This window comes from Methyloceanibacter superfactus (assembly GCF_001723305.1).
Classification (GTDB): Bacteria; Pseudomonadota; Alphaproteobacteria; order Rhizobiales; family Methyloligellaceae; genus Methyloceanibacter; species Methyloceanibacter superfactus.
In genome coordinates, this window is sequence record NZ_LPWF01000035.1 from 62,195 (window position 1) to 79,132 (window position 16,938).

The window sequence follows — 16,938 nt, forward strand, 5'->3', positions numbered from 1 at the left end:
CAGCTAGCCGTGCTTGGTTGTCCCACAGGCTGGCCAAGTGCGAGCCCTAAGCCAATCAAGATCAGTACTATGAACTCTTTAAGGTTCCCTTTGCGGCGGCGCCGTGGCCGTAGACCGCGTCTGGGTCGAAGTGTCGCTCGGCGTCGACCCAGACGAGCGACAGGGCGGCGCCGGGTGCGTCGCCGGTGGGAATCGCGCGATAGAAGCAGGATCTGCGGCCGGTGTGGCAGCACGCTTCGGCGCCCGTCATCTCGACTTTCAGCCAGATGACGTCCTGGTCGCAATCCGTGCGCATCTCGACAATGCGCTGCGTGTTGCCGGATGTCTCGCCCTTCCGCCACAGGCTCTTGCGCGAGCGCGACCAGTAGTGGGCCTCGCCCGTCTCGATCGACAGGGCGAGTGCTTGCGCGTTCATGAAGGCGAACATCAGCACCTCGCCGGTCTTGGCGGAGGTGACGATGACGGGCAGAAGGCCGTGCGCGTCGAAATTCGGCGCGAAGACGGTTCCCTCCTCGCGCTCGGTCTTGTCTTCGATCTTGGGGAACACGTTGGTCTTGGTCACCGCGATCACTTCCTTCGCGGCCGGACCCGCGTTACGAGCGGCCGCGCTCGGTCGCCAGCATCATGAAGCGCGCCTGCTGAGACGGATCCTCTTTGAAGATGCCGGTGAACTGTGTGGTGATGGTCGCCACGTTAGGCTTGCGGACACCACGGATCGACATGCACTGATGCACCGCCTCGATCATCACCGCCACGCCCTTTGGCTTCAGCACCGTGTCGATGGTTTCGGCGATCTGTGCGGTCATCGTCTCTTGCGTCTGCAAGCGGCGGGCGAACACTTCGACCACGCGGGCGAGCTTCGACAGGCCGACCACGCGATCCGTCGGAAAATAGGCGATATGCGCCTTGCCGATGAACGGGATCATGTGATGTTCGCAGTGCGAGTTGAGCTCGATGTCGCGCAGCATGACGATGTCGTCGTAGCCCGCGACTTCGTCGAACGTGCGCGACAGGACCTCGATAGGATCGTCGCGATAGCCGGCGAAGAACTCGTCATAGGCGGATGTTACGCGGCGGGGCGTGTCGCGCAGGCCTTCCCGCTCGGGATCGTCGCCGGCATAGGCGATGAGCGTGCGCACGGCCTCCTCGGCCTTCTCGCGGGACGGGCGGGTGATCTGCGGGCCACGACCGATTTCCATGCCGGCATAGAGCCGTGCGGGCCGCGGATTCTTGGTGGTTGCGTCCATGTGACGAGACTTCCTTCATTTGGCGAAAATCCGCGATCTGGCTCATTCCGCGCAGGCGTGGCCGTGCGGCCCTATGCTGCATATATATTGCGTGAAATCAGCCTGCAAGGCGAGCCCGGCCAGCCTAGGATGGCAAGATGACCCTGCCTGACGATATTTACAGCCAGCAATTGCTCGAGTTGGCCGCGGCCATGCCGCGCACGGAACGGCTGATTTCGCCTCAAGCCACGGCCAAGGCCCACTCGAAGCTCTGCGGCAGCCGAGTGGAGATCGACTTGGTCATGGATGGCGATGTGGTGACGGATTACGGCCAGACCGTGCGGGCCTGCCTCCTGGGGCAGACCGCAGCCTCGATCATGGGGCGGGAGATCGTGGGCTCCACGGCGGCGGAGCTCCGCGCGGTTGGCGCCACCATGCGCAAGATGTTGAAAGAGGGTGGGCCGCCGCCCACGGGCAAATGGGCCGATTTGGCGCTGTTGGAGCCGGTTCGCGACTACAAGGCCCGGCATGCCTCGACCCTGCTCGTGTTCGACGCGGTCGAGGACGCCATGGCCCAGATCGAGGCCAAGCGGGCGGACGCCGCCGCCGAGACGGCGTCTTAGGCTCGGGGTGGCGGACATGAGCGAAGAGAAGCGCTGCTGGCTAGACCCAGAGGACGTGACGCCGCGCAAGGGCAGCATTTATCCGGCGCCGTTCGACGCGCCGGTCGCGGGCCGCGAGAAGCGGGCGCTTGGCGATGCGCTCGGCCTGACCCAATTCGGCGTCAATCTCGTCACGCTGCCGCCGGGCGCCTGGTCCTCGCAGCGGCACTGGCATGCCAACGAGGACGAGTTCGTCTATGTGGTCGAAGGCGAGGTGACGCTGGTCACCGACGCCGGCGAGCAGATCCTGGGGCCAGGCATGGCCGCGGGCTTTCCCGCGGGCAGACCGGACGGCCACCACTTGATCAACCGTACCAAGACGCCGGTGATTTATCTCGAGGTCGGCACGCGCGCGGCGGTCGAGCAGGCGCAATACAGCGACATCGACATGAAGGCGCGCAAGGACGGCGGAACCTTCGTCTTCACCCACAAGAACGGCGATCCCTATCCATGAGCGCGCCTGCAACTCTGGGGCGGCGCGCGGCCAAGGTGCTGATGCTCGCGCCCATCATGGTTTATCGCTACACGCTGTCGCCGCTCGTCGGCGCCAATTGCCGCCATCTGCCGACATGCTCGGACTACGCCCGGGAGGCGATCGAGACGAACGGCGCGTGGAAAGGGGGCTGGCTCACGCTCGCCCGGCTGTGCCGCTGCCATCCGTGGGGCAGCCACGGCTTCGATCCCGTACCGGACCTGCGGCCAGAGCATCATCCGCTCGCCCCTTGGCGCTACGGGCGCTGGCGCCTAAATACGGGTGACGCGGCAGCCGATTCCCGCTAAAAGCGGCGCCGCAACCGACAGTCCATCTTACCTGCGCTGGTACGCAGGAGTGAGAGGAGAGACACGATGATTTCCCTAAAGTTTCCCGATGGTTCCGCGCGCGACTTCGAATCTGGAGTCACGGGCCGCGACGTGGCCGAGTCCATTGCCAAGTCGCTTGCCAAGAAGGCGGTGGCGGTCGAGCTCGACGGCAAGCTCCACGACCTTGCCGCACCGATCAAGGGCGACGCGGCGATCCGCATCATCACGCGGGAGGACCCGCAAGCGCTCGAGCTCATCCGCCACGACGCGGCCCATGTCATGGCCGAGGCGGTGCAGGAGCTCTATCCGGGCACGCAAGTCACCATCGGCCCGGTGATCGACAACGGTTTCTATTACGACTTCGCCCGGGAAGAGCCGTTCACGCCCGACGATCTGCCGAAGATCGAAGCCAAGATGCACGAGATCATCAAGCGCGACTCGCCGTTCTCCTGCGAGGTGATGGAGCGCGCGGCGGCGAAGAAGCTGTTTGCCGGCATGGGCGAGGACTACAAGATCGAGCTGATCGACGCGATCCCCGAAGGCGACGACATCAAGATCTACTCGCAACGGGAATGGTTCGACCTGTGCCGCGGCCCGCATATGACGTCGACGGGCAAGGTGGGCAAGGGCTTCAAGCTGTTGAAGATCGCCGGCGCTTATTGGCGCGGGGATTCCAACAACCCGATGCTTCAGCGCATCTACGGCACGGCCTGGGCGAGCGAGGAGGACCTCAAAGCCTATCTCCATCAGCTCGAGGAGGCGGAGAAGCGCGACCATCGCCGCTTGGGCCGCGAGATGGACCTGTTCCATTTCCAGGAAGAGGCGCCGGGTGCCGTCTTCTGGCACGCCAAGGGCTGGGCCCTGTTCCAGGCGCTGATCGGCTATATGCGCCGGCGTCAGAACGCCTGGGGCTATGTCGAGGTGAACTCGCCCGACATGATGGAGCGCACGCTGTGGGAGCAGTCGGGCCATTGGGAGAAGTTCGCCGAGAACATGTATATCGCCGAGACGCCCGATGACCGCGTGTTCTGCTGCAAGCCGATGAACTGTCCGGGCCATGTGCAGATCTTCAAGAACGGGCTGAAGAGCTATCGCGACCTGCCGTTGCGCATCGCCGAGTTCGGCAAGGTGCATCGCTACGAGCCGTCCGGCGCGCTGCACGGCCTGTTGCGCGTGCGTCACTTCACGCAGGACGACGCGCATATCTTCTGCACCGAGGACCAGATCACCGAGGAATGCGTGAAGCTCAACGAGCAGATGCTGTCGATCTATCGCGACTTCGGCTTCACCGACGTCCGCATCAAGTTCTCCGACCGGCCCGCGAAGCGCGTCGGTTCCGACACGGTGTGGGACAAGGCCGAAGCCGCGTTGAAGCGCGCGGTGGAGGCGGCGGGTCTGTCATACGAGCTCAATCCGGGCGAGGGCGCGTTCTACGGTCCTAAGCTCGAATATGTCTTACGCGACGCCATCGGCCGCGAATGGCAATGCGGTACGATCCAGGTCGACCTCAATATGCCAGAGCGGCTCGGCGCCTTCTATATCGGCTCCGACGGCGAGAAGACGGTCCCGGTGATGATTCACCGGGCCATGTTCGGCTCGCTGGAGCGCTTCACCGGCATTCTCATCGAGCATCATGCCGGCCACCTGCCGTTGTGGCTCGCCCCGACACAGGCGATCGTCGCCACCATCGTCTCGGACGCCGACGCCTATGCGGAGACGGTGCTCGAGAGGCTGCGCGCGGCGGGCTTGCGCGCGGAGGCCGATATCCGCAACGAGAAGATCAACTACAAGGTGCGCGAGCACTCGGTCGCTAAGATCCCCGTCCTGCTCGTGGTGGGCAAGCGCGAGGCGGAGGAAGGCACCGTGTCGGTGCGCCGGCTCGGCTCGCAGGGCCAAGAGGTCATGACACTCGACGCCGCGGTGAAGATGCTCGTGGACGAGGCCGTGCCGCCTGATTTGCGGAGCGCCGCTGAGAAGGCAGCATAACGAAATCATTGCCTGAAAATCGGTCGCATGGGCGTGCGGGCGGCGCGTAATATTGCGACCATGAGCACGCAGCCAGTCGACCGACGCGCCGACGAATTCTTCCGGGCCTTGCAACGCCGCGATTCCTCCTATGAGGGCATCTTCGTCGTCGGCGTGAGGACGACCGGCATCTTCTGCCGGCCGACCTGTCCGGCGCGGAAGCCTCTGCGCGGCAACGTCGAATTTTTTCCAAGCGCGCACGAGGCGCTGTATGCGGGCTTTCGTCCGTGCCTGCGGTGCAAGCCGATGAATGTCGGGCGCGAGGTGCCGGCACTGGTGGAGAAGCTCCGCCGGATGGTCGAGGAAGGCCAGTCGGACCCTTTGCGCGAGCGAGACCTCCTGCGCATGGGCATTGAGCCCTCAACCGCAAGGCGGCAGTTTCAAAAATATTTCGGCATGTCGTTTCACGCCTATCAGCGCGCGCGGCGCATGGGCTCGGCGCTGGCTGCCGTCAGAAAGGGGAGAAATCTGTTGGACACGCAATTGGCCCACGGCTTTGAATCGTCGAGCGGATTTCGTGAAGCCTTCGCAAAACTCTTCGGCACGGTTCCATCGAAGGCAAACGGCGTGCATTGCCTCTTCGCGCGCTGGATCGAGACACCATTGGGGGCAATCCTCGCGCTGGCCAACGACAGCGGGCTCTATGTGCTCGATTGGGTGGATCGGCGCGGCCTTGAGCGCGAGATCTTGCGCCTGCGGCACAAGACCAAGTTTGCCATCGTGCCCGGCGATCACGTGGTGCTGGGTCAGGCAGCGCAGGAGATCGGTGAATATTTTGCCGGTGAGCGAGCCGCGTTCACCTTGCCGTTTGCGCCGCGCGGCACGGACTTCCAACGGCGCGTGTGGGACGCTCTGCTAGAGATTCCGCCGGGCGAGACTCGTTCCTATGCGGAAATCGCCAGGCAGATCGGTGCGCCGAAAGCGGTGCGTGCCGTGGCGCGCGCCAACGGCGACAATTTCCGCGGCATCGTCATTCCGTGTCATCGGGTCATCGGCAGCGATGGTTCATTGACCGGCTATGGCGGCGGTCTCGCACGAAAGAAATGGCTGCTCGAGCACGAACGATCGCTAGTGAGCCGTGCCGCCTGATCTCCGGCGATCGCCGTACGGCCGCATGAAGCGCTAGCGAGCGGAGGGCCGGAACAGCGTGCCGGGATTGATCAGCGGGGCATTGGGATCGGCGGGCCTGGCCGAGAATCCGTCGAAGGAGGCAGCCCCGCCCGGGCCTTCGCCGGTCAATGCGCCGGTCCCGGCGCGCGGCGCTCCGGCGGATCAAGCAGAGCCTGCAGCGCTTCCGGCGATGTCGGCCCGTCTTCGAAGGCGACCTCGATCTGCTTGTCGTCGCCCGGCTCGACGGAGAATTTGCGCGTATAGCTCAGGCCCCCGTGATCGGCCACCACGGCATAGCTGCCGGCGGCGAGGATGTGAGTAGGCAGCGCGCCGGCATTCGACTTCACGGTGTCGCCGGCCGAGGTGAGGATCGTCCATTTCGTGTTGGCGAGCGCCTCGCCGCCCAGGCTCTGGACCAAGCGGAAGGTGATCTTGGCGCCGGTGTGCTTGATGGTGGCCTCGGTGATGCGCCCCGGCTCCACGGTCACATCGACACCCACATTGGCGTTGGCGTCGCCTAGGAGACTGGCGACGTGATAGGCGCCTGCGTTGAGCCTGATGACGGATTGAGGCTTGGCGTCGGCGAGGATCGTGGCCCGGTTGCCGAACTGGTCCTCCTCGTCGGACATAATGTCGAAGCGGATGCTGCCCTCGGGGCAGGGCTGGCCGTTGGCCAGCACCGCGCGCAAGGCGAGCCGCCGGTATTGAGGACGAAGGTTTCCTCGATCGACTTACCGCCCTCGACCTTGATCTTCTTAGTGAGATTGGAAAGCCCGTAGGCGGCGTTGACGAGATACTCGCCCGGCAGCAGGGCCGCCGTCGGCGAGGGCTCGCGATGGGTGCTGACGAGCTCATAGCTGCCGTCGGCGGCGGGCCTGGAATTGTAGACGCGCCAGGTGATGCCGCCTTGCAGCTTGGGTCCGACCTCGGTGACCTTCGCCTTGAAGGTCACCGGCACGGGCCGCGCCGGCTCGGAGGGAGCGCGCGCTGGACCAAGGTCTGGGCGGTGCTCGGCGCTGGGGCGCCGGATTTCAGGACTGCGGTTTCCCCGGGGGCCGCGTTTCCGGGGCCTGCATCGCCGGGCCCCGTGAGATCCGGCTCCATGGGTTGGACCGCCATCGGGGGGGTGATGCCGTTCGCCGCGCCGCTGTCTCCGCTGGGAGCGGCCGTGGCGACGGCAGCGGGCGGGCTGGCGATGACGGCAAAGACCGCGTCGAGGCGCTCTTTCAGCTCGCTCTCATTGGCTGCGGCGGAATAGTTGCCGCCGGTCGCGGTCGCGATGCAAGCGAGCGGCTTGAGTGCGTCCGGCTTGTCGCCGAGGCCGATGACGTGAATGCGCAACCCCTTCGTCTTTTGCTTGAGCGCGTCGGCCGTGGCGCAGAGATCCGCATCGCAGGTGTCGCCGCTATCGGCGATCAGGATCACGTCGAGGGGCTTGCCGGAGGGGTCCGCCAGGGTCGCGGCGTCGCTGATGGCGGCGGCGATGGGGGCTTGCCCCGTGGCCTTGCTGACGCCGCCCAGAAGCTTCTCATAGGTCTCCCCATTGAGGGCGCCCGGCTTGGCCAAGATTTCGCTATCGGCGCAGTTGGATGCCTTGCGATGGCCCAAGGCGACGAGCCCGAGAGAGAAGCGATTGCCGTATTGGGTCACGGCGTGGCCGAAGGCGTCGCGTGCGGCATCGAGCTTGACCGCGCCGCCGAGCTTGTCGCCCATGCTGCGCGCGGCATCGAGCACCAGCACCGTGGCGGAACCGGGGCTCGGGTTGGGCAGGGGGGCATCCTCGGCGGCGCCATGCCGGCGCCAAGGACACAGGCGGGCAAAAGCAATAGCTTCAGCGCCGCGAAGTGTTTCCCCCGCATAGCGATTTTTGCTCCGATACAGTCGACTGCCGACCCTTATACAAGCTTCCGGCCCGCGTAATGGTTGGAAATTCCGCCGTGATTAAGGCCGATTTTGGGTCCGCGACGGCCAATTGGACGCAAGGATTGCGCATTGTTCGCCGGCCTGTTTCGCGATAGGCAGCATGGTCTTAGCCAAATCCCGTGAGCTCATGTCTAACCCCACGCTCGACCATCTCCTGAGCCGCCGCTCCGTTTCGGCCAACAGCCTCACCGAACCCGGTCCGAGCGCGGCCGAGCTTGAGCAGATCCTCACGGCGGCGGCGCGGGTGCCCGACCACAAGAAGCTCGTGCCATGGCGCTTCGTGCTGTTCGAGGGCGCGGCGCGGGAGGAATTCGGCCAGGTGCTGGCCGAGGTATGCCGCGCGGAGGAAACCGATCCCGGCGCCTTCCGGCTGCAGAACGAGGCCAAGCGCTTCTTGCGGGCGCCGGTTGTCATCGCCGTCGTCTCCCGCATCACCGACAGCCCAGCCGCGCCGGAGTGGGAGCAGATTCTCTCGGCCGGTGCTGCGTGCCAGAATCTCATCGTGGCGGCGACGGCGCTCGGCTTCGGCGCGCAATGGATCACCGAATGGTATGCCTACAGCCGTGGGGTCCGGGCCGCGCTCGGCCTCGCCGACAACGAGCGTATCGCCGGTTTCGTCTATATTGGCACGCCCAAGGAGAAACCCGAGGAGCGGGAGAGGCCTCGGCTCGCCGACATCGTCACGTCGTGGCGGTCTTAGCGCGCGGCTTCTCCTAGAGGATCGACGTCATGTTCTACGATGCGGTTGCCAACACGCATGGCCTGCAATGGGACCCGTTCAAGGCCCTGGTGACGCCGCGGCCGATCGGTTGGATCTCCACGCTCGGCAAGAACGGCGTGGTCAACCTCGCGCCCTACAGCTTCTTCAACGCCGTCTCCACCGATCCGCATTTCGTGATGTTCTCCTCGGGTGGGCGCAAGGACAGCCAGCGCAATGCGGAGGAGACGGGCGAGTTCGTGTGCTCGCTTGCCACCTACGACCTCCGCGACGCCATGAACCGCACCTCGCAGCATGTGGGGCCCGATGTGGACGAGATGGTGCTCGCGGGGCTCAATCCGGCGCCGTCGAACATGGTGGCGCCGCCGCGGGTGAAAGAGTCGCCCGTCGCTTTCGAGTGCCGCTATTGGCGCACCATCGATCTCCCCGGACCCAACGGCGGCCCGGGCACGCACGCGATCGTGCTCGGCCAGGTGGTCGGCGTGCATATCGACGACGCAGTGATCACCGGCGGCAAGGTGGACGTGACCAAGCTCAAGCCTATCGCGCGGCTCGGCTATGGCGACTATGCGGTGATCGACCAGGTGTTCGAGCTGACACGGCCTTGACGCCGCGGGCGCATGGCATCAGTAGCCGAACTGCTCCGCCAGGATGCGCTCGGCCAGGGTGTGGCCGGGATCGAACATCATGAAGATGTCGATGCCGCTTTCCTCCCGCACCTCGACCGAGACCACGTCGCGGAACTCGGTGTGGTCGGCCACCGCGCTCACCGGACGCTTGTCCGGCTCCAGCACCTCGATCACCACCTTCGCCTCGTTGGGCAGGAGCGCGCCCCGCCAGCGGCGCGGCCGGAACGGGCTGATCGGGGTCAGCGCCAGCAGCGGCGCGGTGATCGGCAGGATCGGTCCGTGGGCGGACAGATTATAGGCGGTGCTGCCGGCGGGCGTGGAGACGAGAACGCCATCGCAGATGAGCTCCTTGAGACGCGTCGTGCCGTCGACGGCGATCTTGAACTTGGCGGCCTGATGGATCTGGCGGAATAGCGACACTTCGTTGATGGCGAGCGCCTGGTGAGTTGCGCCACGTACGTCGCGGGCTGTCATGCGCAAGGGGTGGATGACCGTAATCTCGGCCTGCTCCAGCCGCGCCTTCAGGCTGTTCTTCTGATAGTCGTTGAGCAGGAAGCCCACGGAGCCGCGGTTCATGCCGTAGATCGGAATGCGGCTGTTGAGGTGGTTGTGCATGGTCTGGAGCATCAGGCCGTCGCCGCCGAGGGCGACGATGGCGTCAGCCTCCTCGGGCGCGACATTGCCGTAGCGCGCGGTCAGCGTTTCCAGCGCTTCTTCCGCCTCCTTGGTCTCGCTGGCGACGAATGCGATTTTTTCGAAGCGTGCCATTGGTCAGTTCGCTGCGCTTGGTCCGGCCTAGAGAAGGGGGCACTATAAGGCTGTGGCGGCCACGGAATGCAAGTCTCTCGGAATTCGAGTCTCTCGGAACAACGATGAAATGGTGAATCCATGGGGAACGCGGAACGTCCGGTCTTGATCTACACCACCTTCGCCAGTCTGGCGGATGCCAAGGAGGTCGGCGCGGCGTTGATCGCGTCGCGGCTGGCGGCTTGCGTCAATATGTTTCCCGGCATGATCTCGCTCTACCAGTGGGAAGGCGCCCGCGAGGAGGCGAACGAGGTCGCCATGATCATCAAGACGCGGTCAAGTCTGACGGAGACGGTCCTGGCCGAGACAAAGCGGCTGCACCCGTATGACGTGCCGGCGCTGCTCGTGCTGCCGACCGAGGGCGGCAGCGACGAATATTGCGCGTGGATCGTGAGCGAGACCGGAGGCGCGGGCGCGGGATGAGCAAAGGCTATGTCCTTGCCATCGATCAGGGGACCACGAGCACGCGCGCCATCGCGTCGACGAGAACGGACGGCCTTGCGCAAGCGCGCAATTGCCGCTGACCCAGATTTATCCGGCGCCGGGGCAGGTCGAGCACGACCCGGAGGAGATTTGGCGGGCGGTGCTCCAAGTCTGCCGCACGGTCCTGGGTGAGGTGGGCGCCGGCTCGATCGCCGCCATCGGCATCACCAATCAGCGCGAGACGACCGTCGTTTGGGACCGGGGCACGGGCAAGCCGCTCGCCAACGCCATCGTGTGGCAGGACCGGCGCACCGCGCCGCTCTGCGCCACGCTCGAAGACGAAGGCTGGGCCGCGCACGTCGCCGAGGCCACCGGCCTCGTCATCGATCCCTATTTCTCGGCGACCAAGCTCGCTTGGTTGCTCGACAACGTGCCGGGCTTGCGCGCGCGGGCGGAGCGCGGAGAGGTGTGCTTCGGCACCATCGACAGTTATCTACTGTTCAAGCTTACTCGTGGAGCGCTGCACGCCACCGATGCGACCAATGCCGCCCGCACCAAGTTGTTCGACATCCGCAGCGGAACTTGGGACGGGCGATTGCTGGAGCGCCTCAAGATTCCGCGCGAGATGTTGCCGGAGGTGCGCGACAGCCAAGGCGACTTCGGAGTCACGGCGGAAGAGCATTTCGGTGCGGCTTTGCCCATTCACGGCGTTGCCGGCGATCAGCAGGCGGCGGCCTTCGGCCAAGCCTGTTTTCATCCGGGCATGGTGAAGGCGACCTACGGCACGGGCTGCTTCGTCGTGGCCAATACGGGGGGCGATAAGCTGGCGTCGGCCACGCGCATGTTGTCCACCATTCTGCATCAGCGCGACGGCGCGCGCGCTTACGCGCTGGAAGGGTCGATCTTCATGGCCGGCGCGACCATCCAGTGGTTGCGCGACAGTCTCGGCCTCATCGAGACTGCCGGCGAGAGCGAGGCGCTGGCGCACGGGTCCGATCCCAACGCCGGCGTTTATCTCGTGCCGGCGTTCCAGGGCCTCGGCGCGCCGTTCTGGGACGCGGACGCGAAGGCGGCCATTGTCGGCTTGAGCCGTGCCGCGTCGAAGGCCGACATCGTCGCGGCCGGCCTCGAGGCGGCGGCGTTCCAGACCCGCGATCTCCTTACCGCCATGCGCCAGGATATGCTTGTGGGCGGCATCGAGCCGGCGCGGACGTTACGCGTCGATGGCGGCATGACGGCGAACGCTTGGGCGATGCAACGTCTCGCCGACATTCTGGGCGAGCGTGTCGATGTCGCGGCGATCCCGGAGACGACGGCGCTCGGCGCGGCCTATCACGCCGGTCAGGCGGTTGGCTTCTATGGCGATGACACCAGTCTCGCCGCCCGTTGGGCTCGCGCGTTTCGAGCCGGCGATGGGCGACACCGAGCGTGAGGCCCGCTACGCCGGTTGGCACGAGGCGGTGGCGCGGGTGCGGAGCCGTCCGGACGGCGCCTGAGACGCACCGCCGGAAAGCCTTAATTGACCGGCTGCCAAGCCCCTGAATCCCAAGACTTTTGGCGTTAACCCGTTGGGAATCCTTTTCCCGGCAAGCTCCTCCCGAGTTCGCAACCTTTGTTTTCGCGTTGGTGTTGCCGGTGTCCTTGCTCAGCCATCTTTCGCGCGACTCTGTCGTGCCGCAAACGCCTGACGGCGCTGGCCTCGCGCCGCCGCCCGCGGATCGTGCGGCACGCCGCGCCGCTCTGTTTCGCGAGACGCCGGCCGAGACGATTCAGCGCGTGATGCTCGGCACCGCCTGGTCGCTCCAGCCCGAGCGTATCGACCGGCTCGTGCCGCTCGCCAAGCTCTGCATGCGGCATCTGCTCGAGCCGAACGATACGCTGCCCAATCTCGCTCATACGCCGGGCGCGCCCGAGCTGGTTGGCATCGCCGACGATCTCTCCGTCGCCAAGCTGGCCGAGGCCTATGCGAAGGGTCTCTTCCCGCATGCGCATTTCGGGCCGACCAAATGGCTCTCGCCGCCGGAGCGCTGCGTGTTGTTCTTCGACGACTATCACATGTCGAAGCGCCTCAAGCGCCTCATGCGCCAGGGGACTTACAGGGTCACCTTCGATCAGGATTTCGAAGGCGTCATCAAGGCCTGTGCCGGCAAGCGGGAAGGGCGCTGGCATCTCACCTGGATCACGCCGCGCATCATGCGCGCCTATGCGGCGCTGTACGACGCGGGGCTCGTGCACTCCTTCGAGGTGTGGAACCGCGAGGGCGAGCTGGCCGGCGGCGGCTACGGCGTCGCGATTGGTGGCGTGTTCTTCACCGAGTCCCAGTTCAGTCACGAGGACAACACGTCGAAGCTCGGTTTCTCGGTGCTCAACTGGCATCTGGCCCATTGGGGCTTTGGGCTCAACGACGGCAAGTGGGCGACGCCCACCATTCTCGATATGGGCTTTCGCATGATTCCGCGCAGCGAGTTCTTGCGCATTCTCGGCGAGGACGTGGGTCTCAAGGGCAAGCCTGGACGCTGGAGCGTCGAGGCGGATCCGAGGGCGGTCGCCGATTGGCAGCCGGGAACCCCGGGGACCGTCAAGGCGGCCTAGGCCGCCGTTTCAGGAGGAAAGAGTTTGTTGGGTCAAGTTTCGCGTCGTCCCGCACCGGCGGGCCAACATAAAGCGCCGGGGCAGTTCAAGATGTCCTCGGCTTTGGCAACGCTTGCGCGCCTCTATGCCGAGTGGAGCTCGAAGCCAGGCGCATTGCCCGATCCGGAAAGGGCTCTGCGCCATCCGGAAGGCTCGCCGGCCCGTGCACGGATATGCGGGTGCCGACACTGCTCGCGGCCTATGCCAAGGGCCTTTATCCGGCCGAGGGCAAATGGTGGGCGCCGGCCGAACGCATGGTGTCTTTCCCGGAGAACGCCTATGTGTCGAAGACCGTGTGGCGGTTGATGCAGACGCGGGCCTATCGGGTGTCCTTCGACGAGGATTTCGCCGCGGTCATTCGGGCGTGCGCGCCGGGGCAGGATGTTGTCGAGAGCTTCACGGCCCTGCATGAGGCGGGCCACGCCCATTCGGTCGAGGTCCGGGACCGGTCCGGACGGTTGGCCGGCGGGCTCTACGGGGTCTCGGTTGGCCGCGCCTTCTTCACTGAGAAGATGTTCTCGCGGGAACGCGACGCCGCGAATGTGGGCTTCGTGACGCTGAGCTGCCATCTCCAGCATTGGGGCTACGCTGTGAACGACGGCAAGCGCATGAGCGGGCAATTGAGCCAACTCGGCTTCATGCTGGTGCCGCGCTTCGCCTTCAACGGCCTCTTGTCGAAGGCGGCGTTCGAGCCCGGGCGCGAGGGGTCATGGGCCGTGGACGAGACGCTCGATGCGGCGCGGTGGAACCCGAAAGTCCCGGGTACCGGCAGGGTTGCACCGGGCACGCAGGTGCGCTCCGGCACTTTCACGCTATCGTCTTAGCCGCAGCCTAGGGTAGCATCTGTCCGCTTCGCCGGGAGCCGCACGGTGGGAGGGCACGCATGACCATCGCCGGAATTGATCTCAATATGCTCGCCAATGCCGGGTTCCCGCTGGCGAGTTTCGAGCCGGGCGAGGTGGTATTCGCCGAAGGCGACAAGGGCGACAAGATGTATGTGGTGCGCTCGGGCGAGATCGATATCGAGCGGGACGGGGTCGTGGCGGAAACGCTGTCGGCTGGCGGCATTTTCGGCGAAATGGCGTTGATCGACGGATCGCCACGCAGCGCCACGGCGCGCGCCAAGACCGCTTGCGAGGTCGCGCCCATCAACGAGAAGAGCTTTCTGTTCCTGGTGCATGAGACCCCGTTCTTCGCCATCGCCGTCATGCGTACGCTGGCCGAACGGCTCAGGCGTTCGGTGCCGCGCGGGTGAGGGAGGCAAACACATCGCATCCCCGCATTGCCATTTTTGCCTTGCATTGTCGCCGCCCCCGGCCATGATCGGCCCAAACTTAACCCTTAAAGATTCCGCATAACGCCCTTGTCGCTGCTCGCGAATTTGGCGCTCAAGCGCCCGCGCAACATCGAAGCTTCAACGCTCGGGCGCGATGCTTTGGCCGGTACGATCTCGGCCATCGTCAACATCGCCTATTGCATCTCCTTCAGCGCGCTCATCTTCCAGGGCTCGATCGCCGCCGGATTCCCGCTCGGCCTCGCTGCCCTAATCATGGGCACGGTGGTCACCGGCGTCGTCGTGGCGCTCACCACGACGCTGGTGCCGGCCGATGCCGGTCCCGATACGCCGGCCGTGGCGGTCATGAGCGTGCTCGCGGCCACGGTGGCGGCCGGGCTTGCGGCCAAGGGCGCCAGTGCCGAAACCATGGTGATCAACGTGCTCGTCGCCATCTCGGTGAGCACGTTCCTCACGGGCGCGCTTCTATTCGGCGTCGGCGCGCTCAAGCTCGGCCAGTGGCTGCGTTTCGTGCCCTATCCGGTGATCGGCGGCTTCCTGGCCGCCTCGGGCTGGCTCCTCATCACCGGCGGCGTCGAGGTCATCACTGGGACCAATCTCACGCTGTCGCCGTCGAGCTGGCTGCCGATTGTTTCCATGGATTTCGCGCCGCAGATCGGCGTGGGGCTTACCTTTGCGCTGTTTATTGTCCTGTTGCGCCGCTGGATGGACGATTTCCTGACGCTGCCCATCGCTTTCATCGTCTTTGTCCTGGCGATGGACGTCATTCTATTCGGCTTCGTGTCGGACGAGAGCGCGCGCAGCGTGTGGTTCCTCAAGGCCGTCGGCGCGCTCCAGCTCTGGTGGCCGATCGAGGCCATGGTCACTCACGACATCGATTGGGGCGTGATGGCGCGGAGCAGCGCTGAGATCGGCGCGGTCTGCGGCGTCACCGCCATCTCCATGCTGCTCGACGTTTCGAGCCTGGAAGTGGCGCGGCAGAAGTCGGCGGATCTCGACAAGGAGTTTCGGACGAACGGGCTCGCCAACCTACTCGCCTCCATCCTGGGCGGCGTTGCCGGCAATCTGTCCCTGAACAACAGCCTGCTGTTGCAGCAGGCCGGCGCGGTCACGCGGCTGAGCGGTGTTTCCGTCGCCATCGTGTGTGGGCTCGTGTTGTTCGCTGGCGCCGATATCGGCAGCATCGTGCCGAAAGCGATCCTCGGCGGCATGCTGGCCTATCTCGGTGTGATGATCCTGATCGAGGCGCTGGTGCGGTCGCCGGCGCAGCGCTCGGGCACCGATCTCGGTCTCGCCATCGCCATCGCCATCGTCATTTGCTATTTCGGCTATCTGCTTGGCGTGGTGATCGGCGTCATCGGCGCCTGCTTGCTGTTCGCGCTCAGCTATAGCCGCATCGGTGTGATCCGCCGTCACCTGACGCGCTACGAGTTCTCAAGCAATGTCGAGCGCTCGCCCGAGCAGACGCGCTTGCTGCACGAGGAGGGCAAGCGCGTTCATGTGTTCTGGCTTTCAGGCTTCATCTTCTTCGGGTCGTCGAACGGGTTGTTCGAGCGCATCAAGCGGGTCATCGAGGAACAGAAGGAGAAGCCCGTCGGCTATGTGGTGCTCGATTTCAGCTCGGTGCAAGGGCTCGATACCTCGGCGGTGTTGAGCCTCGTCAAGCTGCGCAATTTCTGCGAGGAGCACAAAGTGGCGCTGGTGTTCTCCGGCTTGAGCGACACCATGCGCGCGGCGTTCGAGAGCGCCGGCTTTTTTGGCGCCACGCGGCCGCATCAGAAATTCGGCACCCGCAACGAGGCCATCGAGTGGTGCGAGGACATGCTCCTCATGTATCACGAGGTTGGCGACGCCTCGACGCACAGCTTCGAAAGCTGGCTGCAGCAAGAATTCGAAGGCCTGATCGATTTCGCGCGGATCGCGCCCTTCATGGAGCATCAGGTGCTCGACAACGGGGAATATCTGTTCAAGCAGGGCGAGCCGTCCGACTCGGTCGTGTTTCAGGCGTCGGGCTGCGTCGCCATCACCATCATCGACGAGCACGGCCGTCCCATCCGACTGCGGCGCATGATAGGTCATACGGTCGTGGGCGAGATGGGCTTCTACCGGCATATGCCGCGCACGGCGAATGTGGTGGCCGAGGAACCGACCGTGGTCTACCGCCTGACGCGCGATGCCTTCGACAGGATGCAGGAGGAGGATCCGGCCGCCGCGGCCGCGCTGCACAAGCTCATCATCCGGCTGCTCTCCGACCGGCTCGAATTCGCCAATCGCGAGATCTCCGCGCTGCTTTAGCTAGCGGCGGCCCATATCAGAACCGCGACAATGGCGAGATAGGTCAGCCCGTGCAGGAGCTGGTCGATGCCGAGCAGGTGCCAGAAGCCCCGGGTCTGCGGCGTAAAGCCGTTGCGGCGGGTGATCTGCTCCTTGGCCCAATCCACATGGTAGTGCACGGCGAATTCGCCCGCCGCGATCCCGAGTGCGAGCAGCGGCGAGACCGGCGCGAGCACGAGATAGACGAGTGGCGTCAGTGCAATGTGGATGAGGCTGTGCAGCAGCCCGCCGGGGTGGCCGTAGGTTCTCTTGTTGCAGTACTGATATGGCGTCTGCAGAAAAAAGTCGGCCGCCATGTGCTTCAGCATGAGGACCGCCACGGCGGCGAGGATAAGGATTGCTATCTCTGGCATCG

The 16,938-nt window shown here is 65.2% G+C and carries 19 protein-coding genes and 1 pseudogene; 13 read left to right on the top strand and 7 right to left on the bottom strand.

Features of this window, described 5'->3' with window-relative positions:
• Positions 1-67: 67 nt before the first annotated feature.
• Both hisI and folE read right to left on the bottom strand, forming a co-directional pair.
• Positions 68-562: a phosphoribosyl-AMP cyclohydrolase gene (gene hisI, locus AUC69_RS14390; protein WP_141700822.1), complete on the bottom strand. Its 495-nt coding sequence runs from the start codon at positions 560-562 to the stop codon at positions 68-70.
• Positions 563-593: 31 nt separating this feature from the next.
• Positions 594-1,247 carry a GTP cyclohydrolase I FolE gene (folE, locus tag AUC69_RS14395; protein WP_069442761.1) on the bottom strand — a complete coding sequence of 218 codons (654 nt, stop codon included), beginning with the start codon at positions 1,245-1,247 and terminating at the stop codon, positions 594-596.
• Positions 1,248-1,384: 137 nt separating this feature from the next.
• Here folE and AUC69_RS14400 point away from each other — a divergent pair, with 137 nt between their 5' ends.
• From AUC69_RS14400 to AUC69_RS14420, 5 genes are all read left to right on the top strand, one after another.
• Positions 1,385-1,849 carry an iron-sulfur cluster assembly scaffold protein gene (locus AUC69_RS14400; RefSeq protein WP_069442762.1) on the top strand — a complete coding sequence of 155 codons (465 nt, stop codon included), beginning with the start codon at positions 1,385-1,387 and terminating at the stop codon, positions 1,847-1,849.
• 16 nt (positions 1,850-1,865) lie between these two features.
• Positions 1,866-2,342, top strand: a complete 477-nt coding sequence (locus AUC69_RS14405; protein WP_069442796.1) for a cupin domain-containing protein — start codon at positions 1,866-1,868, stop codon at positions 2,340-2,342.
• The gene (yidD, locus tag AUC69_RS14410) at positions 2,339-2,668 is read left to right on the top strand and encodes a membrane protein insertion efficiency factor YidD (RefSeq protein ID WP_083239486.1); all 330 of its coding nucleotides are present in this window, start codon (positions 2,339-2,341) and stop codon (positions 2,666-2,668) included. Before AUC69_RS14405 ends, yidD begins: the two co-directional genes overlap by 4 nt.
• A 66-nt stretch (positions 2,669-2,734) precedes the next feature.
• Positions 2,735-4,675, top strand: a complete 1,941-nt coding sequence (thrS, locus tag AUC69_RS14415; protein WP_069442763.1) for a threonine--tRNA ligase — start codon at positions 2,735-2,737, stop codon at positions 4,673-4,675.
• Positions 4,676-4,702: 27 nt separating this feature from the next.
• On the top strand, positions 4,703-5,803 hold the full coding sequence (locus AUC69_RS14420; protein ID WP_204377337.1) for a bifunctional transcriptional activator/DNA repair enzyme AdaA: 1,101 nt from the start codon (positions 4,703-4,705) through the stop codon (positions 5,801-5,803).
• Between the two features lie 146 nt (positions 5,804-5,949).
• Here AUC69_RS14420 and AUC69_RS14425 read toward each other — a convergent pair whose 3' ends face one another.
• Genes AUC69_RS14425 through AUC69_RS14430 form a run of 3 tightly spaced genes read right to left on the bottom strand, consistent with a single transcriptional unit; the run spans position 5,950 to position 7,564 of the window.
• Positions 5,950-6,453, bottom strand: coding sequence for a hypothetical protein (locus AUC69_RS14425; protein ID WP_158008135.1), 504 nt, complete (start codon positions 6,451-6,453; stop codon positions 5,950-5,952).
• Entirely contained in the window at positions 6,342-6,782 is a 441-nt protein-coding gene (locus tag AUC69_RS17585) for a hypothetical protein (protein ID WP_158008136.1), read from the bottom strand. The genes AUC69_RS14425 and AUC69_RS17585 overlap by 112 nt, the downstream gene beginning before the upstream one ends.
• Positions 6,773-7,564, bottom strand: a complete 792-nt coding sequence (locus AUC69_RS14430; RefSeq protein ID WP_069442765.1) for a vWA domain-containing protein — start codon at positions 7,562-7,564, stop codon at positions 6,773-6,775. Before AUC69_RS14430 ends, AUC69_RS17585 begins: the two co-directional genes overlap by 10 nt.
• Positions 7,565-7,847: 283 nt before the next feature.
• Between AUC69_RS14430 and AUC69_RS14435 the strand changes: the two genes are divergently transcribed.
• Positions 7,848-8,447: a nitroreductase family protein gene (locus AUC69_RS14435; protein ID WP_244500279.1), complete on the top strand. Its 600-nt coding sequence runs from the start codon at positions 7,848-7,850 to the stop codon at positions 8,445-8,447.
• Positions 8,448-8,476: 29 nt separating this feature from the next.
• On the top strand, positions 8,477-9,073 hold the full coding sequence (locus tag AUC69_RS14440; RefSeq protein ID WP_069442766.1) for a flavin reductase family protein: 597 nt from the start codon (positions 8,477-8,479) through the stop codon (positions 9,071-9,073).
• An 18-nt stretch (positions 9,074-9,091) separates the two neighbouring features.
• On the opposite strand, the gene AUC69_RS14445 is transcribed toward AUC69_RS14440, so the two are convergent.
• Complete coding sequence (locus AUC69_RS14445; protein WP_069442767.1) at positions 9,092-9,862, bottom strand: NAD kinase; 771 nt, start codon at positions 9,860-9,862, stop codon at positions 9,092-9,094.
• Between the two features lie 120 nt (positions 9,863-9,982).
• Here AUC69_RS14445 and cutA point away from each other — a divergent pair, with 120 nt between their 5' ends.
• The 6 genes and pseudogenes from cutA to AUC69_RS14475 all read left to right on the top strand — a co-directional run bounded on the left by cutA (position 9,983) and on the right by AUC69_RS14475 (position 16,544).
• Positions 9,983-10,324 (top strand): divalent-cation tolerance protein CutA, encoded by a 342-nt coding sequence (gene cutA / locus AUC69_RS14450; RefSeq protein ID WP_069442768.1) that lies wholly within the window; start codon positions 9,983-9,985, stop codon positions 10,322-10,324.
• Positions 10,321-11,820 (top strand): annotated as a pseudogene (glpK, locus tag AUC69_RS14455) (glycerol kinase GlpK). The gene cutA and the pseudogene glpK overlap by 4 nt, the downstream one beginning before the upstream one ends.
• Before the next feature lie 139 nt (positions 11,821-11,959).
• Complete coding sequence (locus tag AUC69_RS14460) at positions 11,960-12,916, top strand: leucyl/phenylalanyl-tRNA--protein transferase (RefSeq protein ID WP_141700824.1); 957 nt, start codon at positions 11,960-11,962, stop codon at positions 12,914-12,916.
• 218 nt (positions 12,917-13,134) lie between these two features.
• Positions 13,135-13,779, top strand: a complete 645-nt coding sequence (locus tag AUC69_RS14465) for a leucyl/phenylalanyl-tRNA--protein transferase (RefSeq protein WP_158008137.1) — start codon at positions 13,135-13,137, stop codon at positions 13,777-13,779.
• A 59-nt stretch (positions 13,780-13,838) separates the two neighbouring features.
• A complete protein-coding gene (locus tag AUC69_RS14470) occupies positions 13,839-14,210 on the top strand; it encodes a cyclic nucleotide-binding domain-containing protein (protein ID WP_069442771.1) in 372 nt (123 codons plus the stop codon).
• Positions 14,211-14,318: 108 nt separating this feature from the next.
• Complete coding sequence (locus AUC69_RS14475; RefSeq protein ID WP_069442772.1) at positions 14,319-16,544, top strand: SulP family inorganic anion transporter; 2,226 nt, start codon at positions 14,319-14,321, stop codon at positions 16,542-16,544.
• On the opposite strand, the gene AUC69_RS14480 is transcribed toward AUC69_RS14475, so the two are convergent.
• Entirely contained in the window at positions 16,541-16,936 is a 396-nt protein-coding gene (locus tag AUC69_RS14480; RefSeq protein WP_069442773.1) for a DUF3307 domain-containing protein, read from the bottom strand. The genes AUC69_RS14475 and AUC69_RS14480 overlap by 4 nt on opposite strands.
• Between the last annotated feature and the right edge of the window lie 2 nt (positions 16,937-16,938).

What these genes read in the sequence shown, in the direction of transcription:
- folE (WP_069442761.1), bottom strand. Translation starts at nt 1,247, where the DNA reads ATGGACGCAACCACCAAGAATCCGCGGCCCGCACGGCTCTATGCCGGC.
- AUC69_RS14400 (WP_069442762.1), top strand. Translation starts at nt 1,385, where the DNA reads ATGACCCTGCCTGACGATATTTACAGCCAGCAATTGCTCGAGTTGGCC.
- AUC69_RS14405 (WP_069442796.1), top strand. Translation starts at nt 1,866, where the DNA reads ATGAGCGAAGAGAAGCGCTGCTGGCTAGACCCAGAGGACGTGACGCCG.
- yidD (WP_083239486.1), top strand. Translation starts at nt 2,339, where the DNA reads ATGAGCGCGCCTGCAACTCTGGGGCGGCGCGCGGCCAAGGTGCTGATG.
- thrS (WP_069442763.1), top strand. Translation starts at nt 2,735, where the DNA reads ATGATTTCCCTAAAGTTTCCCGATGGTTCCGCGCGCGACTTCGAATCT.
- AUC69_RS14420 (WP_204377337.1), top strand. Translation starts at nt 4,703, where the DNA reads ATGGGCGTGCGGGCGGCGCGTAATATTGCGACCATGAGCACGCAGCCA.
- AUC69_RS14425 (WP_158008135.1), bottom strand. Translation starts at nt 6,453, where the DNA reads ATGTCCGACGAGGAGGACCAGTTCGGCAACCGGGCCACGATCCTCGCC.
- AUC69_RS14435 (WP_244500279.1), top strand. Translation starts at nt 7,848, where the DNA reads ATGGTCTTAGCCAAATCCCGTGAGCTCATGTCTAACCCCACGCTCGAC.
- AUC69_RS14440 (WP_069442766.1), top strand. Translation starts at nt 8,477, where the DNA reads ATGTTCTACGATGCGGTTGCCAACACGCATGGCCTGCAATGGGACCCG.
- AUC69_RS14445 (WP_069442767.1), bottom strand. Translation starts at nt 9,862, where the DNA reads ATGGCACGCTTCGAAAAAATCGCATTCGTCGCCAGCGAGACCAAGGAG.
- cutA (WP_069442768.1), top strand. Translation starts at nt 9,983, where the DNA reads ATGGGGAACGCGGAACGTCCGGTCTTGATCTACACCACCTTCGCCAGT.
- AUC69_RS14470 (WP_069442771.1), top strand. Translation starts at nt 13,839, where the DNA reads ATGACCATCGCCGGAATTGATCTCAATATGCTCGCCAATGCCGGGTTC.
- AUC69_RS14480 (WP_069442773.1), bottom strand. Translation starts at nt 16,936, where the DNA reads ATGCCAGAGATAGCAATCCTTATCCTCGCCGCCGTGGCGGTCCTCATG.